The organism is Actinacidiphila cocklensis, assembly GCF_907177275.1.
Lineage (GTDB): Bacteria > Actinomycetota > Actinomycetes > Streptomycetales > Streptomycetaceae > Actinacidiphila > Actinacidiphila cocklensis.
In genome coordinates, this window is the sequence record NZ_CAJSLV010000047.1 from 26,653 (window position 1) to 53,057 (window position 26,405).

A 26,405-nucleotide genomic window follows, 5' to 3' on the forward strand; every position below is an offset into this window, starting at 1 on the left:
CGGGTCAGAAGGACGAGAGGGCGCGCGGCCCCAGGTCGGTGCGGGCGGGCGGCGGGGCCAGCCGCACGGTGGCACCGAGGACGGTGAGCCCGCGGGGCGCGACGACGACCGGGTCGAGCGAGACCCCGACGACCTCGGGAAGGTCGTCGGCCAGCAGCGACACCCGAAGCAGCAGCGCCTCCAGCGCCCCCGTGTCGACCGGCTCGGCCCCGCGCCAGCCGAACAGCAGCGGCGCCGCCTTGATGGATCGGATCAGCTCGGCCACGTCCCGGTCGGTGGCCGGGACGAGCCGGTGCGCGATGTCGCCGAGCAGTTCCGAGGGCGGCCCGGCCAGGCCGAAGGACAGCACGGCCCCGGCGCCGGGGTCCATCCCGGCGCGCACGACGGTGTCGACGCCGCGCGGCGCCATCGCCTGCACGACAGGACGCAGCTCGGCGGGGCCGCCGAGGCGGGTGGTGAGCTCGTCGTACGCGCGCCGCAGGTCGCCCTCGTCGGCGAGGTCGAGCCGGACGCCGCCGAGGTCGGCGCGGTGCCGCAGGTGCGGGGCGGTGGTCTTGAGCGCCACCGGGTAGCCGAGCGCCGCGGCGGCGGCCACGGCGGCCTCCGGGTCCGGCGCGGGCAGCGCGTGGCGGACCGTGACGCCGTAGCGGCCGAGCAGCGTCGCGGCGTCCCGGTCGGACAGCGTGACCCCCGCGGGCGGCGATCCGTCCGGCAGCATCCGCCGGACGTCGTCCGCCGCCGCGGCCTCCTGGATGTCGTCGAACTGCGGGACCCGGCCGGGGTCCACCGCCCCGGCCCGCCATGCGGCGTATCCGGCGGCCTCGGCGAGGGAGCGGACGGCCCGGTCGGGCGCGCGGTAGGCGGGGATACGGGCGCCGCCCCCTTCGGGCCGGCCGAGCCGGTCGGCCAGCCCGTCCAGCGCCAGGTGCACCACCACGACCGGCTTGTCCCCCGCGGCCGCCCCGCGCAGCGCCTCCCCCAGCGCCGGATCGTCCCCGCCGGCGTCACCGCCGAACGCGGACCCGGCGGCCGGGCCTTCGCCCGGGCCTTCTGCCGGGCCGGGGTCGGCGGCCGACTGGTCGGCCTGCTCCTCCGTGCCGACGCGGGGGATCGCGGTGACCACCACGGCGTCCGTGGCCGGGTCGGCGAGCGCGGTGGTGAGGGCGGCGGCGAAGTCGGCGGGGGTGGCGGCCGTGGTGAGGTCGAGCGGCGCGGTGGGGTGCAGGCCCGCGGTGAGGGCGGCGTCGTAGGTGAGCAGGCCGAGCGATTCGGAATTGCCGAGGATCGCGATCCGGTCCCCCGCGGGCAGCGGCTGGAGCGCCAGGAAGAGCCCGGCGTCGAGCAGTTCGGTGACGGTGTCGACCCGGATCACCCCGGCCTGCCGGAAGAGCGCGTCGACCGTGCTGTCCGGGATACGGGCCACCGGCACCTGGTGCCCGGCGGGCACCGAGCCGGTGTGCAGCGCGCCCTTGACCACCACGACGGGCTTGGCGGCCGCGGTGCGGCGGGCGAGCCGGGTGAACTTACGCGGGTTGCCGAAGGACTCCAGGTACATCAGGATCGCGTCGGTGTCCGGGTCGTCCTGCCAGAACTGCAGCAGGTCGTTGCCCGAGACGTCGGCGCGGTTGCCCGCCGACACGAAGGTGGACGGTCCCGCGCCCCGCCGGTGCAGGCCTGACAGCAGGGCGATGCCGATCGACCCGGACTGGGTGAACAGGCCCAGCCGCCCGCGGTGCGGCATCCCGGGCGACAGCGAGGCGTTCAGCCGTACCCCCGGCGCGGTGTTGAGCACGCCGAAGGCGTTCGGGCCGATGACCCGCATCCCGTGGCTGCGGGCCTGCCGCACCAGCTCGCGCTGGCGCTCCCGGCCCTCGGGCCCGGCCTCGGAGTAGCCGGCCGCGACCACGACCACGCCCCGTACCCCGGCCTCCCCGCAGTCGGCGACCGCCTCGGGCACCCGGTCGGCGGGGACGGCGATCACCGCCAGGTCGACGGTCTCGCCGCCCTCGGTGATCTCGCGCACCGAGCGGTGCCCGGGGACGCCGTCGAGGTCGGTGCCGCCGGGCGGGAAGGAGTGGTTGACCGCGTGGAGCCGGCCCGTGAAGCCGCCGGCGGCGATGTTGCGGAGCAGGGTGCGGCCGACGCCGCCGGGGCGGCGGCCGGTGCCGATGACCGCGACCGACTCGGGCCGCAGCAGCCGCTGGACGGACCGGGCCTCGGCGCGGTGCTCCCTGGACCGCATGACCTGCACCGACTCGGTGGTGGGCTCCAGGTCGAGGTCCAGGTGGACGACGCCGTCGGCGAAGCTGCGCTGCTGGGTGTAGCCGGCGTCGGTGAAGACCTTGACCATCTTGCGGTTGGCGGGCAGGACCTCCGCGGTGAAGTGCAGGATGCCGCGTTCGCGGGCGACGGCCGCGATGTGTTCGAGCAGCGCGGAGGCCACCCCGCGGCCCTGGTGCGCGTCCTGCACGAGGAAGGCGACCTCGGCGCGGGTGCCGCTCCTGCCGGAGACGGACCGGCCCGCCTCGTCGGTGCGGTCGTAGCGGACGGTGGCGATGAACTCGCCGCCGACGGTGGCGGCCAGGCCGACCCGGTCGTCGTAGTCGTGGTGGGTGAAGCGGTGCACGTCCCGGTCGGACAGCCGCGGGTAGGGGGCGAAGAAGCGGTAGTACTTCGACTCGTCGGAGACCTGCTCGTAGAAGTCGACCAGCCGCCCCGCGTCGTCGGGGCCGATCGGCCGGATGTGCGCGATGCCGCCGTCCCGCAGCACCACGTCGGCCTCCCAGTGGACGGGGTAGGGCCGGCGCGCGGGGTCCCGCGGGTCCTGCTGGTCGTTCATGGCCCCCAGCGTATGCGGCGTGCCCGGCTAGCGGCGGGCAGGCGCAGAGGGCAGTCTTGGCCATGCGCAGCGGCGTGCCCGAGCAGCACTCCCGTCGTGCAAAAATGGTCTAGACAACTTGGAAGACCTGACACACATTGAGGGGCAAACACCATGGTTGAGCGCCGCGTCAACATCGGCTGGGCGGAAGGCCTGCACGCCCGCCCCGCGTCCATCTTCGTCCGCGCGGCGACCGCCGCCGGGGTGCCGGTGACCATCGCCAAGGCCGACGGCGGCCCGGTGAACGCCGCCTCGATGCTCGCGGTGCTGAGCCTGGGCGCGCAGGGCGGCGAGGAGGTCGTGCTCGCCTCGGACGCCGCGAACGAGCAGGAGGCCGCGGTCGCGCTGGACCGGCTGGCGAAGCTGGTCGCGGAAGGCCTCGAAGAACTCCCCGAGACTGTCTGACGGTTTTCCCGCAACCTTCACCGCGGACCCGGCCACCGGCCGCCGTCACGCGCGCATGCGGAATTGAAGCGGGTCCTGGCAATCCCCCCGGATTGCCGGGACCCGCTTTTTCACAATTGCCGACCGCGAGAGCGGGACGGCAATTCACAACTCTTGTATACGGTGTGATTGTTAATTACGGCGGCGCACTGCGTTTACGCGGTGTTTCAGGGTCCTCACCGCCGCAGCGTGCTCGACGTGGACGGCGGCGAGCCGGCGCGCCCGCTCGGCGTCACCGCGGGCGACCGCGTCCACGATCGCGGCGTGCTCCTCCCACGCCTCGGCGGCCCGGGCGGATCCGCCGTCGGCGTAGACCCAGGAGATCTTGTGCCGCAGCTGGATCAGCAGCGCGGCCAGCGTCGGGCTGCCCGACGCCTGCGCCAGCGTCTCGTGGAACCACCCGCTGAGCGACGGCAGGTCGGACAACTGTCCCTGCACCGCCCGCTCCTGGCCGAGCCGGACCAGCCCGCGCAGCACCTTGAGATGCGCGTCGGTACGCCGCTGCGCGGCCCGCGCGGTACCCAGCGGCTCCAGCAGCCCGCGGATCTCCAGCAGGTCGGCGGCCTCCTGCTCGGTGGGCTCCGCGACCGACGCGCCTGCGTGCTTGCGGGTGCGGACGAAGCCCTCGGACTCCAGGGTGCGCAGCGCCTCGCGCACCGGCACCCGCGAGACCCCGTAGCGCTGTGCGAGCAGTTCCTCGGTCAACCGGCTGCCCGGCGGGAAGTAACCCCCGACGATGTCGTCGCGGATGGCCGTACACACCACCTCGGCCGAGATACGCCTCGCCGTGCCTTCCGTCCCGTTCACATCAGATTCCGCATCGCAGGACTCCGTTCTTTCCCCGTTATTCTGCAGCGACTCTATTCCAGCACGGAAGGAAAAGGGAATGCGGCCCCTGAATTGTGCCGATACGCACGGAACCCCGGCGCCGTGGCGGGCGCCGGGGTTCGCGGGTCTGCGGTGCTGCCGGTCGGGGCTCAGCTCGTCACGCGCACCGGGCCGATCTCCAGCGCGCGGACCGGCTCCGCGATCACCGAGGCGTCACCGACCAGCACGACCACCAGGCGGTCGAGCGGGAAGGCCCGCACCGCGGCCGCGGTGGCCTCCACGGTGCCGGTGGCAGCGAGGCGGGCGTACAGCCGGGCCTGGAAGTCGTCGGGCAGCTCCTGCTCCACCTGGTCGGTCAGGGTGCCGGCCACCGCGGCGGCCGTCTCGTAGCGCAGCGGCGCCACCCCGACCAGGTTCTGCACCGCGACGTCCCGCTCCTCGTCGGTCAGGCCGCCCTCGGCGAGGGTGCGGATCACCTGCAGCAGGTCGGCCAGTGCCTCGCCGGTGACCTCGGTCGCCACCGAGCCGCTGATCGCCAGCAGCGCCGCGCCCGTGCCGTCGGCCGAGCCCAGCAGCACCTGGCCGAAGGCCCGCACCCCGTAGGTGTAGCCCTTCTCCTCGCGCAGCACCCGGTCGAGCCGGGAGGTCAGGGTGCCGCCCAGGCAGTAGGTGCCGATCACCTGCGCGGCCCACACCGGGTCGTGCCGGTCGGCGCCGGTGCGCCCGATGAGCAGCTGGGTCTGCACCGCGCCCGGCCGGTCCACGATGACCACCCGGGCGGTGTCGTCCGCGGTGATCGCCGGGCGGGGCCGCGGCTCGGCCCCGGAGCCGGTCCAGCGGCCCAGCGTGTCGTCGAGCAGCGCGGGCAGGTCGATGCCGGTCAGGTCGCCGACGACGACCGCGGTGGACGTCGCGGGACGCACATGGGCGGTGTAGAAGGCGCGCACCGCGTCCGCGTCGATCCTGCGGACGGTCTCCTCCGTGCCCTGCCGCGGCCGCGAGCAGCGCAGCGTGGCGGGGAACAGCTCCTCGGACAGCGCCATCGCGGCCCGCCGCGCCGGGTTGGCCAGCTCGTGCGGGATCTCGTCGAGCCGGTTGGCGACCAGCCGCTTGATCTCGTCGTCGGGGAAGGCCGGCGCCCGCAGCGCCTCGGCGAGCAGCGCGAGCGCCCGGTCGAGCCGGGAGGCGGGCACTTCGAGCGAGACCCGCACCCCGGGGTGGTCGGCGTGCGCGTCCAGGGTGGCGCCGCAGCGCTCCAGCTCGGCCGCGAACTCCTCGGCGGTGTGCTGGTCGGTGCCCTCGGACAGCGCCCTGGCCATGATGGTGCCGACCCCGTCGAGGCCCTCGGGTTCCGCGTCCAGCGGCGCCGCGAGCAGCACCTCGACGGCGACGACCTGCTGGCCGGGGCGGTGGCTGGTCAGCAGCGTCAAGCCGTTGCCGAGCGAGCCGCGCTCCGGGGCCGGGAAGGCCCACGGCTTGGGGTCGCCGGCCTGCGGCTGCGGGTGGAACGTCATGACGGCAGCGGTGTCGCTCACAGCTCGCCCTCTTCCTGGTCGGCCTCGACAGCCTCGTCGTCAGCTTGGTCGTCCTGCTGGCCGCCCCCGGTGGGCTCGTAGACGAGCACGGCCCTGTTGTCGGGGCGGAGCCGGGCCGCGGCCACCTCCCTGACCTCGTCGGGTGTGATCGACAGCACCCGCTGCACCGCGGTCAGCGCCAGCTGCGGGTCGCCGAACAGCACGGCGAAGCGGCACAGTTCGTCCGCCCGCCCGCCGACCGTCGCGAGCCGGTCCAGCCACTCGCGCTCCAGCTGGGCCTGCGCCCGCTCCATCTCCTCGGGGCTGGGACCCTCGTCCGCGAAGCGGGCCAGCTCCTCGTCCACCGCGGTCTCGATGGCGGTCAGCTCGACCCCGCTGGACGCCTTGACGTCCAGCCAGCCCAGCGACGGCGCCCCCGCGAGCCGCAGCAGCCCGAAGCCCGCGGTCACCGCGGAACGGTCGCGGCGCACCAGGCGGTTGTGCAGCCGGGACGACTCACCGCCGCCCAGCACCGTCAGCGCCAGGTCGGCGGCGTCACCCGCACGAGTGCCGTCCTCGGGCAGCCGGTAGGCCGCCATCAGGGCGCGCGAGGGCACGTCCTCCTCGACGACCTCGCGCAGCTGACCGCCCATCACCTCGGGCAGCGAGCCGTCCCGCGGCGCGGCCTTGCCGTCGTGCGCGGGGATGCTGCCGAAGTACTTCTCCACCCACGCCAGGGTCTGCTGCGGGTCGATGTCGCCGACCACGGACAGCACCGCGTTGCCCGGCGCGTAGTACGTGCGGAAGAACGACCTGGCGTCCTCCAGGGAGGCCGCGTCCAGGTCGGCCATCGAGCCGATCGGGGTGTGGTGGTAGGGGTGGCCGTCGGGGTACGCCAGCGCGGTGAGCCGTTCGAAGGCGGTGCCGTAGGGCACGTTGTCGTACCGCTGGCGGCGCTCGTTCTTCACCACGTCCCGCTGGTTGTCCAGGGACTCCTGGTCCAGGGCGTCCAGCAGGCTGCCCATCCGGTCGGCCTCCAGCCACAGGGCCAGTTCCACCTGGTGGGCGGGCATCGTCTCGAAGTAGTTGGTGCGCTCGAAGCTGGTGGTGCCGTTGAGCGAGCCGCCCGCACCCTGGACCAGTTCGAAGTGCCCGTTGCCCTTGACGCTCCCCGAACCCTGGAACATCAGGTGCTCGAAGAGGTGGGCGAGACCGGTGCGCCCCTTGACCTCGTGCCGCGAACCGACGTCGTACCAGAGGCATACGGCGGCGACCGGGGTGAGGTGGTCCTCGGAGAGCACCACCCGCAGGCCGTTCGCCAGGCGGTGCTCGGTGGCTGTCAGGCCGCTGGAGTGTGCCTCCGGCGTGGCCGTGTGACCCATGGGCAAGCTGTCCTTCCGGTCGCGTGCTCGTGACTGCGTAGAGTGCTGCCACTCTAGGCAAGCGAGTCGGCGGGCGGCGAAGTTCCCGGTCGCGGGCGCGCTCGTGCCGGGTCGTGGTTCGCGTTGTCGGTGGCGCGGTCCACAATGGTCCGCGTCAGTTCACCGGTCCAGCCGAACGACCTTCCGGTCCAGACGAAGGAGCGCCGCCGAGATGGCCCGCCGCACGACGAAGACCCCGCCGCCCGACGACGGTTTCGAGGAGCGCATCCTCGACATCGACGTCGTGGACGAGATGCAGGCCTCGTATCTTGAGTACGCCTACTCGGTGATCTACGCGCGCGCCCTGCCCGACGCCCGTGACGGCATGAAGCCGGTACACCGCCGCATCGTCTACCAGATGAACGAGATGGGCCTGCGCCCCGACCGGGCCTTCGTCAAGTGCGCCCGGGTCGTCGGCGAGGTGATGGGCAAGCTGCACCCGCACGGCGACGCGTCGATCTACGACGCGATGGTGCGCATGGCGCAGCCGTTCTCCCAGCGCCTCCCGCTGGTGGACGGGCACGGCAACTTCGGTTCGCTCGACGACATGCCGGCCGCGATGCGGTACACCGAGGCCCGCATGTCGGGTCCCGCGCAGCTCATGGTCGAGTCGATCGACGAGGACACCGTCGACTTCGCGCCGAACTACGACGGCCAGGAGCGGGAGCCGGCCGTCCTGCCGTCGGCGTATCCGAACCTGCTGGTCAACGGGGCGTCCGGGATCGCGGTCGGCATGGCCACCAACATGCCGCCGCACAACCTGGGCGAGGTGATCGCGGCCGCCCGGCACCTGATCCGGTACCCGAACGCGGACCTGGACGCCCTGATGCGGTACATCCCGGGTCCCGACCTGCCGACCGGCGGCCGGATCATCGGGCTCTCCGGCATCAGGGACGCGTACGAGACGGGCCGCGGCACCTTCAAGATCCGCGCCACGGTCTCCGTGGAGGACGTCACCCCCCGCCGCAAGGGCCTGGTCGTCACGGAGCTGCCCTTCACCGTCGGCCCCGAGAAGGTCATCGCCAAGATCAAGGACATGGTCGGCGCGAAGAAGCTGCAGGGCATCGCCGACGTCAAGGACCTCACCGACCGCGAGCACGGCCTGCGGCTGGTCATCGAGATCAAGAACGGCTTCAACCCCGAGGCCGTGCTCGAACAGCTCTACAAGCTGACGCCGATGGAGGACTCCTTCGGCATCAACAACGTGGCCCTGGTGGACGGCCAGCCGCTCACCCTCGGCCTGCGCGAGCTGCTGGAGGTCTATGTCGACCACCGCTTCGAGGTCGTGCGGCGGCGCAGCGAGTTCCGCCGCACCAAGCGCCGCGACCGGCTGCACCTGGTCGACGGCCTGCTGGTGGCGCTGGTCGACATCGACGAGGTCATCGCGATCATCCGGGCCAGCGACAACGCCGCGCAGGCCAAGGAGCGCCTGATGGAGCGCTTCGGCCTGTCGGAGATCCAGACGCAGTACATCCTGGACACCCCGCTGCGCCGGCTGACCCGCTTCGACCGGATCGAGCTGGAGGCCGAACGCGACAAGCTCACCGCGGAGATCGCCGAGCTGACCCGGATCCTGGAGTCCGACGCCGAGCTGCGCAAGCTGGTGTCCGCGGAGCTGGCGGCGGTGGCCAAGCAGTACGGCACCGAGCGCCGCACGGTGCTGCTGGAGTCGGCCGGTGCGCCGGTCTCGGCGGTGCCGCTGGAAGTCGCCGACGACCCTTGCCGGGTGCTGCTGTCCTCGACCGGGCTGCTGGCCCGCACCTCCAGCGGCGAGGAGCCGGAGGACAGCGGGGGCGGGGGCCGGCGGGTCAAGCACGACGTGATCGTCTCGGCGGTGCCCACCACGGCCCGCGCCGACGTCGGCGTGGTGACCTCCTACGGGCGGCTGCTGCGGGTGACGGTGATCGACCTGCCGATGCTGCCGGACACCGCGGGGGCGCCCTCGCTGGCCGGCGGTGCGCCGCTGTCGGAGTTCCTGTCGCTTGAGGACGGCGAGCGGGTGCTGTGCCTGACCACGCTCGACGAGTCCTCGCCCGGCCTGGCGCTGGGCACCGAGCAGGGCGTGGTCAAGCGCGTGGTGCCCGACTACCCGGCGAACAAGGACGACCTGGAGGTCATCGGCCTCAAGGACGGTGACACGGTGGTCGGCGCGGTGGAGCTGCGCACCGGCGAGGAGGACCTGGTCTTCATCACCGACGACGCCCAACTGCTGCGCTACCCGGCCTCGCAGGTGCGCCCGCAGGGCCGCCCGGCGGGCGGTATGGCGGGCGTGAAGCTCGCCGACGGGGCCAAGGTGATCTCCTTCACCGCGGTGGACCCGGCGGTGGACGCGGTGGTCTTCACGGTGGCCCGCGCCGACGACACGCTGGAGGGCGCGGGCGAGGGCACCGCGAAGCTCACGCCGTTCGAGCAGTACCCGCGCAAGGGCCGGGCCACCGGCGGGGTGCGCTGCCAGCGCTTCCTGCGCGGCGAGACGGGCCTGCTGATGGCCTGGGCGGGCGCCGCCCCGGCCCGCGCGGCCACCGCGACCGGCACCCCGGCCGACCTCCCGCCGAAGGACCCGCGCCGGGACGGCTCCGGTGTCCCGCTGGCCAAGCCCGTGGCGGTGGTGGCGGGACCGGTGTGACCCGGGTCCCGGCCTGCCGGGACGGGCGTACGGCCGCCGCGCGGTCGTACGCCCGCCGGGGGCCGTACCGGCGGCCGTCCGGCGGCGGTTAGGCTCACCTGTGTGAGTACGTGTACGACGGCGTCGGCGGAGCTGGCCGAGCCGGTGGGCGCCACCGCGGCCACCGCCAGGACCTGGCTGCTGGTCGAGCAGCCGGGGCCGTGGGGGCGCAAGGCGCTGACCGGCAGCAGGCTCGACCCGGCGGTGGGCCGGGCGCTGGACCGCGCCGCCGACGGCACCGGTGTGCGCGTCGCCCTGATCCGCAGGCCCGGGCGGCACGCCGACCTGCACACCCCGGCGAGCCACCGGGTCTACCTGGCGCACACCGCGCCGGGCGACGCGTGGGTCCGCACCGACACCCTCGCCGACCCGGCGGAGCTGACGGCGCTGGACTTCACGGCGCTGGGCGCGGGCTCGCACGGCGGTTTCGGCACCGCACACGCGGGGCCGCCGCTGGCGCTCGTATGCACCAACGGCAGGCGGGACCGCTGCTGCGCGGTGAACGGGCGCCCGCTGGCCGCCGAGCTGGCCGCCTCGGGCGGCGCCGACGCCTGGGAGGTCACCCACCTGGGCGGCCACCGCTTCTCCCCCACCATGCTGGTGCTGCCCTACGGCTACACCTACGGCCGGGTGGACGGCCGGCTGGCCAAGGACGTACTGGAGGCGGCACGTACCGGCCGGATCGTCCTCGACGGCTGCCGCGGCCGGTCCGCCTGGGACCGCCCGGGCCAGGCCGCCGACCTGGCCGTCCGCGCCCTGGCAGGCGTGGACCTGGAGGGCGCGCTGACGGTACGGCGTACGGTCGCCGCGCCGGACGGCGGCAGCTGGTCGGTGCTGGTCGCCCACACCGACGGCCGCGCCTGGGAGGTGGCGGTGACGCAGAGCGCCGCGCGGCCGCCGCGCCCGGAGAGCTGCGACGGCCCGCTCGGCAGCCCGGCCACCCTGACGGCGACCGGGCTCACCGCGGTCAGTGGACGTTCTTGACGAACTCCGTGGTGTAGGTCTGGCTGAGGTCCACAGTCGCGTTCTGCAGGTTGGGGTTGAAGGCCTTGAGGACCGACTCCACGGTCGTGGGGCCGTCGGCCGGCATCACCCCGTCGGTGGTGAACATCGGCAGTGTCGCCTTGATCGCGTCCGCGTAGAGCTGCGCGCCGCCCTGCGCGTAGTCCGCGGGCATCTTCGCGGCGATCTCCTCCGGGCTGTGGGTGGACATCCACCTGAGGGTCTTGACGAAGGCGTTGGCCAGCTTCTGGACGGTGTCCTTGTGGCCGTTCACCCAGTCGGTGTTCATGTACAGGCTGGAGGAGGGGTAGAGCCCGCCGAGCGCCTGCCGCGAACCCTCCGGGGTGCGCATGTCGTAGAGCACCTTGCCGGTGCCCTTGTCGAGGATCTGCGCGACGGTGGGGTCGGTGGTCATGCCGGCCTGGATCGAGCCGTGCTGGAGCGCGGCGATGAAGGTCGCGCCCGCGCCGACCGCGACCGGGGTGATGTCGCTGACCTTCAGGCCGTTGTGCACCGCCAGGTACTTCGTGAGGAAGTCGGTGGAGGAGCCGAGGCCGGTGATGCCGAGGTGCTTGCCCTTGAAGTCCTTGGCCGAGGTGATGTCGCCGGCCGCCTTGGTGGAGACGACCTCGACCTCGCCGGGCGCCTGCGAGAACTGCACGACCGACTCGACGTGCTTGCCCTTGGTCTGCAGGTCGAGGGTGTGGTCGTAGAAGCCGACCGCGCCCTGCACCTGGCCGGCGACCAGGGCGGTGGTGGCGTCCACGCCGGCGGGCTCGCTCAGCAGCGTGACGTCCAGGCCCTCGGCCTGGAAGTAGCCGAGTCTCTGGGAGAGCATCGCCGGCATGTAGATGACCTTGTCCAGGCCGCCGACCATGATCTTGACCTTGGTGGTCTTGCCGGCGGCCGCGCCGGACCCGGCGGCCGCGTCGGAGCCGGAGCCGCCCGAGGAGGAGGCCGCGTCGTCGGCACACGCGGTCAGGGTGGTCAGGGCCAGTGTTCCGGCGAGGGCGAGCGCGGCGAGGCGGATGTTCTTGCGCATGGTCACGTCCTTGTGAGCGTCGAACGGGGGGTTCGGGCGGGGTGTGCGACGGGGGTTCGCGGCGGCGCTCTGCGGCCGCCGGGCGGTGCCTGGCAGGTCAGCGCTCCGCGCCCGGCTGGACCGGCTTCCAGCGGAAGAGCCGCTTCTCCACGAGCGTCAGGAGTCCCTCGGCGGCCAGCGCCACGACGGCGAGGATCACCATGGCCGCGTAGACGCCGGCGGAGTTGAGGGTGCCCTGGGAGTTCGCGACGAGCAGGCCGATGCCCTCGGTCGCGCCGATGTACTCGCCGACGATCGCGCCGATCAGCGCGAAGCCGAAGCTGATGTGCAGGCTGGTGAAGATCCACGAGGTCGCCGAGGGGATGACCACCTGGAAGGTGACCCTGCGGTCGCTGGCGCCCAGGATGCGGGCGTTGGCGACCAGGTTGCGGTCGACCTCGCGGGCGCCCTGGAAGGCGTTGAAGAAGACCGGGAAGAAGACCAGCACGACGGCCGAGGCGATCTTGGAGGCCGGGCCGAGGCCGAACCAGATGAGGAAGATCGGGGCCAGCACGATCCGCGGCATCGCGTTGAGGATCTTGACGTAGGGTCCGAAGACGTCGGCGAGGAAGCGCACCCGGCCGAGCGCGATGCCCAGCAGCACGCCGGCCGCCACGCCGATCACCCAGCCGTAGAGGGCCTCGTAGAGGGTGGCCCAGATCTGCGCGCCCAGCGGGCCCTGGGCGGTGCCGTGCGCCGTCCAGGTCCAGATCTGGTCCCAGATCCTGCTGGGCATCGAGAAGTTGAACGGGTCGATGACACCGGTGCGGGCGAACCACTCCCACAGGCCGAGCACCGCGGCCAGCACCAGCAGCCGGCAGCCCTGGACGAGCAGCGTGCGGTTGCGTACGGCGCGGGCGCGGGCCGCCGTGCGGTCGGTGGGCTTGGTCGCCGGCTGTGCCAGTGCGACGGACTCAGGCGGCATCTGCGGTGCCCCTTTCGCGGGTGATGCGGACCTCTTCGCCGAGCGAGGACCAGATCTCCCGGTAGATCTCGACGAAGCGGGGTTCCAGCCGGACCTCCTCGACCTTGCGCGGACGCGGCAGGTCGATCGTGAAGACCTCCTTGACGGTGGCCGGGCCTGCGGTCATGACCACGACCTTGTCGGCGAGCGCGATGGACTCCTCCAGGTCGTGCGTGACGAAGACCACCGAGGAGCCGGTGCCCGCCCACAGTTCCAGCAGCTGGTCCGACATCAGCGCCCTGGTCTGCACGTCGAGCGCCGAGAAGGGCTCGTCCATGAGCAGGATCGACGGGTCGTTGACGAAGGTGGCCGCGAGCGCGACGCGCTTGCGCTGGCCGCCGGAGAGCTGGTGCGGGTAGCGGTCCTCGAAGGCGGACAGGCCCACCCGGGCCAGCCAGTCCCTGGCCCGCTCGCGTGCCTCGGTCTTGGCCACCCCGCGGAAACGCGGCCCGGCCATGACGTTGGACAGCACGGTCCGCCATGGGAAGACGGCGTCCTGCTGGAAGACGAAGCCGACGTCGCCGCCGATGCCGCGCACCGGCTCGCCGCCGACCAGCACCTCGCCCTCGGTGGGCTCCTCAAGGCCGCTGACCAGGGTCAGCGTGGTGGACTTGCCGCATCCGGTGGGGCCGACGACCGCGACGAACTCGCCGCGCTCCACGGTCAGGTCCAGTTCCCTTACGGCGGTGTGCAGGGCGCCGGACGGGGTCCTGAACGCCTTGCCCGCCCCCCGCAGTTCGATGGCGGGGCTCGTGTGGTGGGTCATGGCGGTGGACGCTACGAGCGCCCGCCGCACCCCGACAGCCTTGTGAGCGCAAGGCCTGCTTGTGCGCACAAGCAGGCCTTCTGCTCGTTTTGCGCGCCGCTGGACAACGAATGCGAAACGGAGTCTGCCCTTCAGGGCGTCCAGCGTTTACGTTGCGTTGACGACATGGACGTCGGCGGATGCCGGCAGTGCGGGGGATGCGAAGCCGGAGGAGCTGATGATGCGGATCGGATGGCCGCGCCGTGTCTCGGCGCAGGTGCTGCTGGTTCAGGTGCTGATCACCGGCGGGGTGACCGCGCTGGCCATCGGGCTCTTCCTGGCGCCGCTCAGCCGCCAGATGGACGAGCAGGCGATGCACAGGGCGCTGGCCATCGCGCAGACGGTGGCGGCGGAACCGCAGGTGGCGCAGTCGCTGCTGACCACCCCGCCGACCGCGGACGGCCCGGTGCAGGCCGAGGCGGAGCGCATCAGGACGGCCACCGACGCCAGCTACATCGTGGTGATGGACACCCACGGGACCCGCTGGTCACACACCGACACCGCACGGATCGGCGAGCACGTCTCGACCGACCCGAGCGTCGCGCTCGGCGGCCACGACATCATGCAGATCGACAGCGGCACGCTGGGGCGCAGCGCGCGGGGCAAGGTGCCGCTGCGGGACGCGCACGGCAGGATCGTCGGCGCGGTGTCCGTCGGCTTCGCCTACACCGGGCTGCGCGCCCGGCTGCTGGCCGTGGTGCCACTGCTGCGGTACGCGGGCGCGGCGCTCGCCGTGGGTGTGCTGGCGGCGCTGTGGGCCGCCCGGCGGCTGCAGCGGGCCACGCACGGTCTGGCCTTCGCCGACATCTCGGCACTGCTCGACGAGCGGGAGGCGATGCTGCACGGCATCCGCGAGGGGGTGGTGGCGCTCGACCCGCGCGGCAGGATCCGGCTGGTCAACGACGAGGCGCAACGGCTGCTCGGGCTCGACGGCGGGGCCGCGGGCCGGCCGCTGGACGAGGCGCTGCCGCCGGGGCGGACCACCGACGTGCTGGCCGGGCGGGCCGAGGGCAAGGACCTGCTGACCGTCAGCGGCGGGCGGGTGCTGGTCGCCAACCGGATGCCGACCGAGGGCGGCGGCGCGGTGGTCACCCTGCGGGACCGCACGGAACTCGAACTGCTGGGCCGCGAGTTGGACTCCACCCACGGCCTGCTCGACGCGCTGCGCGCCCAGGACCACGAGCACGCCAACCGGCTGCACACCCTGCTGGGGCTGCTGGAGCTGGGCCTGCACGAGGCCGCGGTGGACTACGTGGCCGAGGTCGCCGACACGCACCGGGCGTCGGCTGAGGAGGTCTCGGACCGGGTGCACGACCCGCTGGTGGCGGCGCTGCTGGTGGGGAAGGCCGCCATCGCGGCGGAGCGCGGGGTGACCCTGCGGATCGTGCCGGGCACGCTGCTGCCCGACCGGGTGGTCGACCCGCGCGACCTGGTGACCGTGCTGGGGAACCTGGTCGACAACGCGCTGGACGCGGCCGCCTGCGAGGTCGAGGTGGAACTGCGCCCGGAGCGGGACACGGTGCTGCTGCGGGTGGGCGACGACGGGCCGGGGGTGCCGCCGGAGCTGCGCGGGAAGATCTTCGACGAGGGCTGGACCACCAAGGAGTCGCCCTCCCACCGCGGCCGCGGCCTGGGCCTGGCCCTGGTGCGCCGGCTCGCGGAGCGCTACGGCGGCACCGCCCGGGTCGCCGCCCGCGCGGGCGGCGGCGCGGTCTTCACCGTCGTCCTGCCCGAGGCGCTCACCGACCCGGACCTGGCAGAACGCGGCGGTGTCGCCGCCCTCACCGGAGGTGCCCGATGATCGACGTGCTGGTCGTGGACGACGACTTCCGGGTCGCCGAGATCAACTCGGCCTATGTGGGCAAGGTTCCCGGCTTCCGGGTGGCGGCCCGCGCGCACACCGCCGCGCAGGCGCTGGCCACCCTGGAGCGCCACCGGATCGACCTGGTGCTGCTCGACCACTACCTGCCCGACGAGACCGGGCTGACGCTGGTCCGCCGGATGCGGCAGCTGGGCCACCACGCCGACGTGATCATGGTGACGGCCGCGCGGGACGTGGCGACGGTGCAGGCCGCGATGCGCTTCGGGGTGCTGCAGTACCTCGTCAAGCCGTTCGGCTTCGGCGGGCTGCGGGCCAAGCTCGACGGTTACGCCGCGCTGCGCCGCACCCTCGACGGGGTCGTCGGGGGCGGCGGCGGTGAGGCGGGCCAGGAACAGGTCGACCGGATCTTCGGCGCGCTGCGCACCGCGTCCGCGGCGCCCGCGGCCCTGCCCAAGGGCCAGTCGGCGCCCACCGCCGACCTGATCCGCCGGGTGCTGCGGGCGGCCCCGCATCCGCTGTCCGCCCACGAGGTGGCCGAGCGCGCCGGGCTGAGCCGGTCCACCGCCCAGCGCTACCTCAAGCACCTGGAGCAGGCGGGCCGGCTGCGCCTCACCCTGAGGTACGGCGACACCGGCCGCCCCGAGCACCGCTACGCCTGGGCGGCGCAGGCACCGGCCGACTGACCCGCCCCTACACCGCCCCGGCCCCGGTGAGCGAGCGCACCTCCGTCTCGGCGTAGCGCCCCGGATCGGCGGGCTCGGGCGAGAGGACCGTGCCGAGCCATCCCGCGAGGAAGCCCAGCGGGATCGAGACCAGGCCCGGATTCTCCAGCGGGAAGAGGTGGAAGTCGACCCCGGGGAAGAGCGCGTCGGGCCGTCCCGACACCACCGGCGACAGCACGACGAGCACCAGCGCGGGGACCAGCCCGCCGTAGATCGCCCACACCGACCCCCGCGTGGTGAAACGCCGCCAGAACAGCGAGTACAGCAGCGCCGGCAGGTTCGCCGACGCCGCCACCGCGAAGGCGAGGCCGACCAGGAAGGCGATGTTCTGGTCCTGCGCCAGCAGGCTCAACGCGATCGCCACCGCACCGATGCCGACCGCCGCGAAGCGCGCCACCCGAACCTCGTCCTGCTCCATCGCTTCCTCGGCCGGGTCCCGCCGCCCGTGCCGCGCGACGGGCCTGCGCAGCGCGGTGTAGAGGTCGTGGGCCACCGAGGCGGACGACGCCAGGGTGATACCGGCCACCACCGCGAGGATGGTGGCGAAGGCCACCGCACCGACCACGGCGAACAGCACGGTGCCCCAGGTCGACCCGGACCCGCCGCCGAGCGCCTCGGCGAGCAGCGGCACCGCCGTGTTGCCCGCCGCGTTGGACGACCGCACGGTGTCGGACCCGACGACCGCCGCCGCACCGAAGCCGAGCACGATCGTCATCAGGTAAAACGCCCCGATCAGCCCGATCGCCCACACCACCGACCGTCGCGCCGACCGCGCGGTGGGCACCGTGTAGAAGCGCGACAGGATGTGCGGCAGTCCTGCCGTGCCCAGCACCAGCGCAAGCCCGAGGCTGATGAAGTCCAGCCGCGACGACCAGCTCCCGCCGTACTTCAGCCCCGGTGCGAGGAACGCGTCCCCGTGCCCGCTGCCGGTGGCCGCCGCATGCAGCAGGTCGTCGACGTTGCCGTGGAAGCGCACCAGCACCATCACCGTGAGCATCACCGTGCCGCTGATCAGCAGCACCGTCTTCACGATCTGGATCCAGGTGGTGGCCCGCATGCCGCCGAAGGACACGTAGAACACCATCAGCGCCCCGACGCCGATCACCGCCCAGGTCCTGGGCGCCGTCCCCTGACCGCCGATCAGCAGACCGACCAGGCTGCCGGCGCCCACCATCTGCGCCACCAGGTAGAGCACCGAGACCACGACGGACGAGGTGCCCGCCGCGATCCGTACCGGCCGCTGCCGCATCCGCGCCGACAGCACGTCGGCCAGGGTGTAGCGCCCGCAGTTGCGCACCAGCTCGGCGACCAGCATGAGCACCACCAGCCACGCGACCAGGAACCCGACCGAGTAGAGCAGCCCGTCGTAGCCGAAGAGCGCGATCAGACCCGAGATGCCGAGGAAGGACGCCGCCGACATGTAGTCGCCCGCGATCGCGAAGCCGTTCTCCATCGGCGAGAACATCCGCCCGCCCGCGAAGAACTCCTCCGAGGAGCTGCGCCGCCGCCCCGCCCACGCGGTGATCGCCAGCGTGACCGACACGAACACCGTGAACAGCACCACCGCCAGGCCCTGGTGCTCCCCCGCCGAATCCGCCAGGTACCGGCCGGCCGTCATCTGCCCGCCGCTCAACGCACCCGCTCCTGTCCGGTCCTGGTCGCCAGCGTCCACCGCAGATCCAGCGCCGCCCGATCCCTGCGCAACCTCGCATGTCTGACATAGGCCCAGGTCAGCAGGAACGTGGTGGCGAACTGCGCCAGCCCGGCGACCATCGCCACATTCACCTCCCCCGCGACATGACGCCCCATCAGCCCGGGTGCGGTGGTGGCCAGCACGACGTAGAGCAGATACCAGGCAACGAAGGCCGCCGCCACGGGAAACACGAACCCGCGATACCGCTCTCTCACCTCCTGGAAGGCCGCACTGTCCTGCACCTCCTGGAAAACCGCCCTCCGATCCCCCGTCGTCCCCGCGACAGCCTGCGGCACCGCGGCCGGCGGCGCGACGGGCGCCGCCTGCTCGGGTACCCAGAGCCCTGCTCCACCTGCATCACTCCACGGGTCGTCCACCCGCAGCGCCAGGGGGTCGCCGCCGTCCTCGTTGTCCACCGAACTCTCCTCGTTCCACGGCCAGATGGGCAGTGCGCCCAATCATGGACAGAGCGGGAAGATCCAGGGCCAACAACCCGAAACCTTCACCTCATCAGGTGATCCCGTTCCGGTAGGCGTATCCGACCGCCTGAGCGCGGTCGCGCACCCCCGTCTTGGCGAAGAGGTTGGATCAAGCCCGGGGTTGAAATGCCGTCTCCACCCCCGGGTGGAGAACCGGCCGGCGGCCGGGGCGCAGGGCTGCGACGCAGCCGGCCCGCGGCCACCGCGAGGGTGCCCCCGCAGCACGGGCCGCGGACGCGGCGCCCTGGCCCGAACGCGAGCCCAGGCCCGGTGCCGGTGCCGGTGCCGGTGCCGGTGCCGGTGCCGGGCAGCTCACAGCGTCGCCACGGGATTCGGCGCATCCGCAGGGATCGGCTCCACGACCTCCCAGCGCTCCGCGATCAGGCCGCCTTCGAGCCGGAAGACATCCGCCACCGCGATGTCGAGCGCGACGCCGCCCTCGCCCACGGGCAGCCACCGCCGCGAGAACATCGTCACGTAGTCCCCCTCCGCGACCAGCCGGCGGATGTCGACCCGCATCCCGGCGAGGGGCAGCTCCCGCGCCTTCGCGATCCAGTCCGCTTTCGTGGCGGTCCCGAACGGCAGCCCGTGATCGACGTAGTCCTCGCGCAGCAGCGTCGCGACGGCTTCGAGGTCGCCCTTGCCGTAGAACTCCAGGCAGGTGAGGACCAGGTCCTTGGTGTCAGTGGTCATGCCGAGGAGTGTGGCGGCGCGCTCCGGGAGTGTCGATGAACTCGCAGTTCATGGCCCGCAGCCGACCTCGCGGCTAGGGTTGGCGCCGTGGAGACGGTCGGCGGCCTGTTGCGCGAGTGGCGGCACAGCCGGCGGCTGAGCCAGCTCGAACTCGCGCTGGCAGCCGACGTGTCGCCGCGGTACGTCAGCCTCGTCGAGACCGGACGGTCCCGGCCGAGTGCCGACATGGTGCTGCGTCTCGCGGTCCAGCTGGAGGTGCCGCTGCGGCATCGCAACCGCCTGCTGGTGGCGGCCGGGTTCGCGCCCCGGTATCGCGAACGACCGCTCGACGAACCGGACATGGCGGCCGCCCGGGAGGCGGTACTCAGGGTGCTCCGCGCCCACGAGCCCTACCCGGCGCTGGTCGTGGACCGGCACTGGAACATCGTGATGGCCAACGCACCGGTCCTGCACTTCCTCGCGGACGTCGATCCCGGCCTGCTCGACGCCCCGGTCAACATGGTGCGCCTCGGCCTCGATCCGCGGGGCCTCGCCTCCCGGCTGGTCAACCTGCCCGAGGTCCGCGCCCTCTTCCGCGCCCGCCTGTCGCGCCAGGTCGCCAGGACCGGTGACCCGGTGGTCGCCGCGCTCTACGACGAGTTCCTGGCGGAGCACGGACCGGGCGAATCCGAGCCCCCGCCGCAGTCGGAGGTCGCGACACCGATGGTCTTCCGCTTCCGGGAGCACGAGGTGCGGTTGTTCTCGACCGTCACGACCTTCGGCACGCCGCACGACATCACTCTCGACGAGATCTCGATCGAGTCCTACTACCCGGCGGACGCCGCAAGCGCCGCCGTCCTGCGAGCCCTCGCCGACACCCCGCCGCCCCGCACGGCCGGCGTGTGAGACGGCGGCCGCCCGGCGCTCTTCGAGGACTCGGGGTCCGGAAGAGCGCCGGGCGGCGTGGCGCCGGCGTTGCCGCTATGCGCCGGCGGGCATCAGCTGCGCCATGTCGAAGCCGCTGACGTCCTTGCTCGAGCCGATGCCGTCACCCCACTGCATGTAGCCCTTGCGCACCCCGTTGTCCTTGTCGTTGACGTCGAGGGCGAAGGAGAACACGGTGTTCGCCGCCGGCTGGACCGACGTGAGGTCGCTCCACGGGATCGCCAGCTGGTACAGAGTGGTGTGGGCCGCCTCGTCCCTGGTCACGTGGACGGTCGCGTTCGTGACCTGGCCGCTGCCCTCGGTCGGGGCGATCCAGCGGTAGAGCTGGGCGCCGGCCGAGGTGAGGGCGGCTCCGTACTCGTAGTGGCCGTTGACGGAGGCGGTGCTCGACGCGGCCGACGACCCCGGCACACCCGAGGTGGCCGCGAACTGCAGGCAGTCGCCCTGCCAGATGTCGGCCCCGGTGGCGGGTTCTGAGAAGACGTCGTCGGTGAGATTCGCCGTGAGGTAGAGGTTCGTGGAGTCCCAGTCGAGCCACACCTTGCCCGACAGGTCGGACGCGCCGCCGTACGGCTGCGAGCCGTCCAGCGTCGACCATGTGCCGTCCGCGGTGGTGGCCAGGTCGACCGCGGGGCCGTCCTGGACGTCGGCGAGCGTCCAGGAGTCGCCGAGGCTCTTGTTGGCCACGGGGAGGAAGGTGGCATGCCCGGAGAAGGGCTCGGAGGACAGGTCGCCGGAGATGACGCTGGTCACCGTGAACGTGTAGGGCTCGGCGAAGCTGATGCCCGTCACGGGCACGTCCACGGTGGCCGACCCCTGCGGGGCGATGGTCGCGCTGACCGGCTGCGTGCCCGATGCGCTGCCGAGCTTCCAGTCGACCGCGGTCACCGTGGTGGGGGTGTCCGACGGGTTGTTCACGACCACCTTGAGCGAACCGGCGGGCGGGTTCGTTCCGGTCACCACCGGGGTGACCTGTTCCGGGGTGGCGCCGGAGGTCACGGTGAGCGCGCTGACCGCGGCTTCGGAGTAGGCGCCCGCGCGGCCGGTGAAGGCGGCCGTCGCGTCCAGCTCCGCCTTCGTCCCCGGACTCGCGGAGCCCGGGATGCCGACGCTCCAGGTGGCCGTCACCGTCTGGCCGGGAGCGACCTCGGGCAGCGAGACCGGTGAGGTCGGCGTGGCCGTCCAGCCGCTCGGCGACGTCAGGTCCAACGTCAGGCCGCGTACGGCCTGCCCGCTGGTGTTGGCGAACGTGGCGGTCGCCGTGATCGTGGTGTTCGGCTTGACGATGCCGGCCGCCCGCAGGCTGAACGGGTTCTGCACCACGATCGGGGTCGTGCCGGTCACGCCGTTCACGGTCGCCTCGATCGTCGCCGCGCCGGGTGCCCGCATGGTGACGACGCCGGTGGAGGCGACCGTGGCGACCCGCGGGTCGCTGGAGCGGTAGGTGACGTGGGCGCGGGAGAGGTCCGCGAGCGACTGGTCGCTCATGGCCGCTTCGACGATGTGGTCCGCGGGGGCGTGCTTCTGCTCCAGCGTGGGGTCCGTGTCCGGCGCGATCCACGGGTTGGTGCCGGTGAGGTCCAGGGAGTCGCCGGGCGTGAAGACCACCTGGGCCGGCTGGACGGTCACCGACTGCACCCGCGGGGTGATGGCGCCGTGCACCCGCACCGTGCCGGAGCCCGCCACGGTGGCGGAGTCGGGTCCGACGCGGAACTGGTAGGCACCGTTGTGGACGACCTGCTTGAGGGAGTCCTCGTCCCAGTGGCTCAGGTCGGCGGCCTTGACGGACAGGCTGACGTGCTGGGTGCGCCCGGGCGCGAGCACCGCCGTCTTCTTGAAGCCGGCCAGTTGCTCCTTCGGCAGCTCCACGCCGGGAACGGTGAACTGCGGTGCAGCGTAGAGCTGGGCGACCGTCGAGCCCGCGACCGTACCGGTGTTGGTGACGTCGAAGCCGACGTTCACCGTGCCGTCGGCGGAGACGGAGCCGGGTCCGACGTGGACGCCGGAGTAGGTGAAGCGGGAGTAGGACAGGCCGTATCCGAACGGGTAGGTCGGCTTGCCGGTGAAGTGCATGTACGTGCGGCCGAGCCCGCCGGTCTCCGACGGAGTGAGCCCGTAGTCGTCCATCGCCGGGAGCTGCGAGTCGTCGGCGTACCAGGTGAAGTCCAGGTGGCCGGAGGGGTTCTGCTCGCCGAAGAGGACCTGGGCCAGAGCCGCGCCCTGGCTCTCGCCGTTGTAGCCGCTGAAGACGATCGCCGGGAAGTCCTTCCGGGCCTCCTGGATGTCGTAGGGGCCGTCGGCCTGCATGACCAGCGCCGTACGGGGGTTGCCGAGGGCGGCGACCTGGCTGATCAGCGAGTCGTAGTTGCCCGGCAGGGACAGCGCAGAGCGGTCGGTGCCCTCGTCGGCCACGCCCATGTCCGAGCCGACGGCGACGACGACCAGGTCCGCCGTCTTGACCGCGGCCTGCGTTGCGGCCGAGCACTCGGCGGGCGCCGTGGCGGTCGTCGTGGTGCCGCACGCGTCGAAGGTGACCGTCGCCGACGGGTTGGCCGCCTTGGCCGCCGCGGTGATCCCCTGCACGGCGTTGACCGTGAGGGTCGGCCGGCCGGAGTAGCCGCCGAGCGTCGTGGTGTTCGCGAGGTTGCCGACCACGACGATGTTGTCGAGCTTCGCGGGATCCGCCGGCAGCAGCGGCGTCGATGTGCCGGTGACCTCGTTGTTCTGCAGCAGCACCAGGTCCTGCGCCGCGACCTTCTCGGCCAGCGCCTGGTGCGGGGGCGACTCGATCTGCGCCTTGGTGATCTTCGTGTACGCGACCTTGCCCGCGGGGTCGAACTCGCCGGTCTGCATGCGGACCGTGAACAGCTTCGCCAGCGCGCTGTCGATCACCCCGGGCGTCAGTATGCCCATGGTGATCGCCGCGTCGATGTTCTGCGCCGTCAACTCCCCGCCGGCGCAGTTCAGCTGGGTTCCGGCCCGCAGCGCGAACGCCTGCCCGCCGGCCGCCGCCGGAACCTGCTTGCCGGTGGCGGTGTTCGTCCAGGTCGTGCCGTTGGTCGTCCATCCCGGGGGCGCCCAGTTGTGGCCGCCGGAGGAGTAGACGTCACCGATCGCACCGCAGTCCGAGGTGGTGTACCCGCCGAACCCGTAGGTGGCCTGCAGCAGTTCGTTCACCGTGTAGGTGTCCGCGGGCGCCGGCGTGCCGTTCACCGCGTTGTACGACGTCATCACGCCGGAGACGTGCGCGTTCTGCACGAGGGCGGCGAACTGCTTGGTGTAGTAGTCCCTGGTGTTCGCGTCGGTGGTGTTCGCGCTCTGGGTGTGCCGGCTGTTCTCGTCGTTGTTCAGCGCGTAGTGCTTGGCGGTCGCCGCGACCTTCAGGTACGGGGTCATCTGCCGGCCGGTGATCGTCTGGCCCTGGTAGCCGTTGACGAACGCGCCGGCCATCGTGGACGCCAGGTAGGTGTCCTCGCCGAACGACTCGTTGGTCCGCCCCCAGCGCGGGTCGCGGTCCATGTTGACGGTCGGCGCCCAGAAGGTGAGATCGCCGTAGTCCGACGCGGACGGGCCGATGTTGTTCTGCCCTTTGCCCCAGAGCGACTTGTCGAGGAACCCGCGCACCTCGTCCGAGATCGCCGTGGTCTCCTGGTACGTCAGCTCCGGGTCCCAGGACATCGTGGACGCGAAGTTCACCGGGAAGCTGGTCGCCGTCACGTCGAGCTCGCCCTGGCTGCCCGCCGCGGTGTCGGCCCCGAGCCGGTTGATGCCGTGCTGGCCCTCGCTCCAGTACGTGTACTGCTGGACGCCGAGCCGCGGGATGGCCGGCGCGTTGTTGGTCTGGAGCTGCGCCGTCTTCTCGGCCGGCGTCATCCGGGACACCAGGTCGGCCGCCCGCTCGGCGAACGTGTAGTGCGTGTCCAGGTAGACCGGCCGGGTCGAGGCGGCGGCCCGCGCGGAAGGCGCAGAGCTCGCCCGCGCCACCGCCGGCACCCCGGCGACCACGCTCACCGCGACCGCGGCGGCCAGCAGCCGTCCCGTTGGTGATCTGCGTCTTCCGGAGCGCACAGGTGTCTCCTTCGCGAAGCCGTGCCGGCTGGAACGTAGCGCTGACAACGTTGTCTCCTTCATTTCCCGAGCACCGCGTACCGCGGCCGCCCACCGAACTGATGAAAACTCGCGGACACACTGTTCAGCTTGAAATGAGCAAAAGTCAAGGCTTCCAGCAGGGCACGCGCAGACCCGTACGAAGCGTCAGATCAGCGCCCTGACAGGCAAAATCCGACGATTGGACGCCGTCGGCCCAGCACCTTTCGATGGGGCGCAATATGACTAAAGGCGGCCAACGACTCCTGGTGTTCCGCCGCCAGCAGACGCAAACCACAGCCCGGCAGGGATGTTCTGACTAACATCGTCGGAAGTCCTGCCGCGGCCTCCCGCCGCGAGCCCGGGTACGTCCTATCCCCGCGCCGCGTCCTTGAGCGCCTTGAGCAATGTGCGCAGGGCGGGCTGCACGAGCGTGATCTCCGGGACCGCGGCGTGGATCGTCCTGACCGGCTCGGGGCGGCGGACCCTGCGGACGGCGACGCCCGGGTGGCGCTTGCCCAGTCCCATACGTGGGATGAGGCACACGCCCAGTCCGGCCGCGACGAAGGCCTGCGCCGTGGCGTAGTCCTCGCTCGTCGCCACGAAGTTGGGGCTGAACCCGGCCGCGGCGCAGGCGTCGGTGATGGGCACGAGGCAGGGGCCGGGGGGTTCGCTGCCGACCCACGGCTCGCCGGCGAGTTCGGCCAGGTCGAAGGCGCGCTGCGCGGCGAGCGGATGCCCCGAGGGCAGCACCGCGCAGTAGGGGTCGTCGAGCAGGTGCACCAGATGGACGCCCTGCGGGCTGCCGTGGTCCGGCCCCACGACGATGGTCAGGTCCGCCCGGTCCCTGTCAGCCGCCGGCAGCGGGTCCACGGGATCGATGAGTCTGAGATCGATCTGGACTCCCGGATGCTCCCGGCGCAGACGGGCCAGGGCCGGTGCCACCACGGTGGGGCCGATGGAGGAGATGTAGCGGATCGACAGCCTGCCCGTACGGCCTGCGCGCAGGTCGGCCAGCTGGGTCTCCGCCTCGGCGAGGGTCTGGCTGATGACGCCCGCGTGCCCGGCCAGGAGCCGCCCGGCCGCCGTGGGCCGGACGCCCCGCCCGACCCGTTCGAGCAGCGGGAGCCCGGCCTCCTTCTCCAGCAGGGTGATCTGCTGGCTCACCGCGGAGGGCGTGTAGCCGAGGTTCCGGGCGGCCGCGGTGATCGATCCGCTGGTGACCACGACCCGCAGCAGGTTCAGACGTCGCACATCAAGCATGTAGATGAGCTTAACGATGATGCAGTTCTTTGTGCTTGTCCTTGCATCTGGGCTCGGGCATCGTTCCTGGGCATGGACCCGGACGAGGAGTACACGCCGTGAACAGCACCGCAGGCAGGGTATGGACATGGGCACGGCTGGGGGTGCTCGCCCTGCTGTGGGGCTCCACCTTCCTGTGGATCAAGCTGGCCCTGACCGCCCTGGCCCCCGTGCAGGTCACCTTGACCCGCTGCGTCCTGGGGGCGGCCGTGCTGCTGGCTCTGTGCCTGAGGTCGCACCACCGGCTGCCGCGAGGCCGCACCCTGTGGCGCCACATCTTCGTGGCGGCCTTCTTCTGCAACGCCCTGCCGTTCGCCCTGTTCAGCATCGGCGAGCGAACCGTCGGCTCCGGGCTGGCCGGCGTACTGAACGCCACGACGCCGCTGTGGTCGGTGCTGACCGGTGTGGTCCTGGGCACCGAACGCGCCCTGCGGCCCGTCCGGTTGGCCGGGCTCCTGCTCGGCTTCGCGGGGACGGTGCTGATCTTCGCCCCGTGGTCGCAGACGGGTCAGGCCGGCTGGGGCGTAGCGGCCATCGCCGCCGCCGCGGCGAGTTACGCGGTCGGCTTCGCCTACATGTCCCGCCACCTCGTCGGCAAGGGCGTCCCCACCCTCTCCCTCTCCGCGGCGCAGCTCGTCGCCGCGACAGGACTGACCGCGCTCACCCTGCCGGCCAACGGCCTTGCGGCGGTGCACGTCTCCCCGAAGCCGTTGCTCGCGGTCGTCGTCCTGGGGGTGTTCGCCACCGGGATCACCTTCCACCTCACGTACCGGATCATCGCCGACGAGGGTGCGACCAACGCCGCGACGGTCGGCTACCTGCTGCCGGTCGTCTCGGTCCTGCTCGGGGCGATCGTCCTCGGCGAGGCGCTCAGCCCGAGGATCGTCGCGGGCATGGCCGTCGTCCTCGTCGGCGTCGGCATGACGCGCCGCCAGAAACCGCAGGCCGCGGCGGCGTACGAGAAGGGGAAGCGCTCACCTGACCACGGTCTCCGCCCGCCCCGCGTCGCTTCCCGCTGACGCCGCGGTCATCGGCGCCGCCGAGGGCGCCGAAGACCTGCCGGTGTCCATCATCGGTGACGC

The 26,405-nt window shown here is 72.5% G+C and carries 19 protein-coding genes; 7 read left to right on the forward strand and 12 right to left on the reverse strand.

What is annotated here, in order from left to right; genetic code table 11:
• Positions 1-4 precede the first annotated feature (4 nt).
• Positions 5-2,839 carry a bifunctional acetate--CoA ligase family protein/GNAT family N-acetyltransferase gene (locus NFU81_RS10445; protein WP_251487918.1) on the reverse strand — a complete coding sequence of 945 codons (2,835 nt, stop codon included), beginning with the start codon at positions 2,837-2,839 and terminating at the stop codon, positions 5-7.
• Positions 2,840-2,992: 153 nt separating this feature from the next.
• On the opposite strand from NFU81_RS10445, the gene NFU81_RS10450 reads away from it, so the two are divergent.
• Positions 2,993-3,283: an HPr family phosphocarrier protein gene (locus NFU81_RS10450; RefSeq protein WP_251487920.1), complete on the forward strand. Its 291-nt coding sequence runs from the start codon at positions 2,993-2,995 to the stop codon at positions 3,281-3,283.
• 171 nt (positions 3,284-3,454) lie between these two features.
• On the opposite strand, the gene NFU81_RS10455 is transcribed toward NFU81_RS10450, so the two are convergent.
• From NFU81_RS10455 to NFU81_RS10465, 3 genes are all read right to left on the reverse strand, one after another.
• Entirely contained in the window at positions 3,455-4,129 is a 675-nt protein-coding gene (locus NFU81_RS10455; protein ID WP_251487923.1) for a GntR family transcriptional regulator, read from the reverse strand.
• A gap of 170 nt (positions 4,130-4,299) precedes the next feature.
• Positions 4,300-5,664, reverse strand: a complete 1,365-nt coding sequence (locus tag NFU81_RS10460) for a M16 family metallopeptidase (protein ID WP_251488150.1) — start codon at positions 5,662-5,664, stop codon at positions 4,300-4,302.
• 17 nt (positions 5,665-5,681) lie between these two features.
• Positions 5,682-7,046 carry a M16 family metallopeptidase gene (locus NFU81_RS10465; protein WP_251487926.1) on the reverse strand — a complete coding sequence of 455 codons (1,365 nt, stop codon included), beginning with the start codon at positions 7,044-7,046 and terminating at the stop codon, positions 5,682-5,684.
• 211 nt (positions 7,047-7,257) lie between these two features.
• Here NFU81_RS10465 and NFU81_RS10470 point away from each other — a divergent pair, with 211 nt between their 5' ends.
• The gene (locus NFU81_RS10470) at positions 7,258-9,711 is read left to right on the forward strand and encodes a DNA gyrase/topoisomerase IV subunit A (protein WP_251487928.1); all 2,454 of its coding nucleotides are present in this window, start codon (positions 7,258-7,260) and stop codon (positions 9,709-9,711) included.
• A gap of 102 nt (positions 9,712-9,813) precedes the next feature.
• On the forward strand, positions 9,814-10,734 hold the full coding sequence (locus NFU81_RS10475) for a sucrase ferredoxin (RefSeq protein ID WP_251487930.1): 921 nt from the start codon (positions 9,814-9,816) through the stop codon (positions 10,732-10,734).
• On the opposite strand, the gene NFU81_RS10480 is transcribed toward NFU81_RS10475, so the two are convergent.
• The 3 genes from NFU81_RS10480 to NFU81_RS10490 form a co-directional block, all read right to left on the reverse strand.
• Positions 10,718-11,794 carry an ABC transporter substrate-binding protein gene (locus NFU81_RS10480; protein WP_251487932.1) on the reverse strand — a complete coding sequence of 359 codons (1,077 nt, stop codon included), beginning with the start codon at positions 11,792-11,794 and terminating at the stop codon, positions 10,718-10,720. The genes NFU81_RS10475 and NFU81_RS10480 overlap by 17 nt on opposite strands.
• A 97-nt stretch (positions 11,795-11,891) precedes the next feature.
• Entirely contained in the window at positions 11,892-12,758 is an 867-nt protein-coding gene (locus tag NFU81_RS10485; protein WP_251487935.1) for an ABC transporter permease, read from the reverse strand.
• Complete coding sequence (locus NFU81_RS10490; protein ID WP_251487937.1) at positions 12,748-13,563, reverse strand: ABC transporter ATP-binding protein; 816 nt, start codon at positions 13,561-13,563, stop codon at positions 12,748-12,750. Before NFU81_RS10490 ends, NFU81_RS10485 begins: the two co-directional genes overlap by 11 nt.
• A 220-nt stretch (positions 13,564-13,783) precedes the next feature.
• On the opposite strand from NFU81_RS10490, the gene NFU81_RS10495 reads away from it, so the two are divergent.
• Together NFU81_RS10495 and NFU81_RS10500 are read left to right on the forward strand one after the other, a co-directional pair.
• Positions 13,784-15,403 carry a sensor histidine kinase gene (locus tag NFU81_RS10495; RefSeq protein WP_251488152.1) on the forward strand — a complete coding sequence of 540 codons (1,620 nt, stop codon included), beginning with the start codon at positions 13,784-13,786 and terminating at the stop codon, positions 15,401-15,403.
• Positions 15,400-16,107 carry a response regulator gene (locus NFU81_RS10500; protein WP_251487939.1) on the forward strand — a complete coding sequence of 236 codons (708 nt, stop codon included), beginning with the start codon at positions 15,400-15,402 and terminating at the stop codon, positions 16,105-16,107. The genes NFU81_RS10495 and NFU81_RS10500 overlap by 4 nt, the downstream gene beginning before the upstream one ends.
• Before the next feature lie 7 nt (positions 16,108-16,114).
• Here the strand turns inward: NFU81_RS10500 and NFU81_RS10505 are convergent, their stop codons facing one another.
• The 3 genes from NFU81_RS10505 to NFU81_RS10515 all read right to left on the reverse strand — a co-directional run bounded on the left by NFU81_RS10505 (position 16,115) and on the right by NFU81_RS10515 (position 19,011).
• The gene (locus NFU81_RS10505) at positions 16,115-17,764 is read right to left on the reverse strand and encodes a solute symporter family protein (RefSeq protein WP_251488157.1); all 1,650 of its coding nucleotides are present in this window, start codon (positions 17,762-17,764) and stop codon (positions 16,115-16,117) included.
• An 11-nt stretch (positions 17,765-17,775) separates the two neighbouring features.
• On the reverse strand, positions 17,776-18,255 hold the full coding sequence (locus NFU81_RS10510) for a DUF485 domain-containing protein (protein WP_308208274.1): 480 nt from the start codon (positions 18,253-18,255) through the stop codon (positions 17,776-17,778).
• Positions 18,256-18,630: 375 nt separating this feature from the next.
• Positions 18,631-19,011 (reverse strand): nuclear transport factor 2 family protein, encoded by a 381-nt coding sequence (locus tag NFU81_RS10515; protein WP_251487942.1) that lies wholly within the window; start codon positions 19,009-19,011, stop codon positions 18,631-18,633.
• A gap of 87 nt (positions 19,012-19,098) precedes the next feature.
• On the opposite strand from NFU81_RS10515, the gene NFU81_RS10520 reads away from it, so the two are divergent.
• Entirely contained in the window at positions 19,099-19,896 is a 798-nt protein-coding gene (locus NFU81_RS10520) for a helix-turn-helix domain-containing protein (protein ID WP_251487945.1), read from the forward strand.
• A gap of 75 nt (positions 19,897-19,971) precedes the next feature.
• Here NFU81_RS10520 and NFU81_RS10525 read toward each other — a convergent pair whose 3' ends face one another.
• Positions 19,972-24,003, reverse strand: a complete 4,032-nt coding sequence (locus tag NFU81_RS10525; protein WP_251487947.1) for a glycoside hydrolase family 3 C-terminal domain-containing protein — start codon at positions 24,001-24,003, stop codon at positions 19,972-19,974.
• 390 nt (positions 24,004-24,393) lie between these two features.
• Positions 24,394-25,284, reverse strand: a complete 891-nt coding sequence (locus tag NFU81_RS10530; RefSeq protein WP_251487949.1) for a LysR family transcriptional regulator — start codon at positions 25,282-25,284, stop codon at positions 24,394-24,396.
• A gap of 98 nt (positions 25,285-25,382) precedes the next feature.
• Here NFU81_RS10530 and NFU81_RS10535 point away from each other — a divergent pair, with 98 nt between their 5' ends.
• Positions 25,383-26,342, forward strand: a complete 960-nt coding sequence (locus tag NFU81_RS10535; RefSeq protein ID WP_251487951.1) for a DMT family transporter — start codon at positions 25,383-25,385, stop codon at positions 26,340-26,342.
• Positions 26,343-26,405 lie beyond the last annotated feature (63 nt).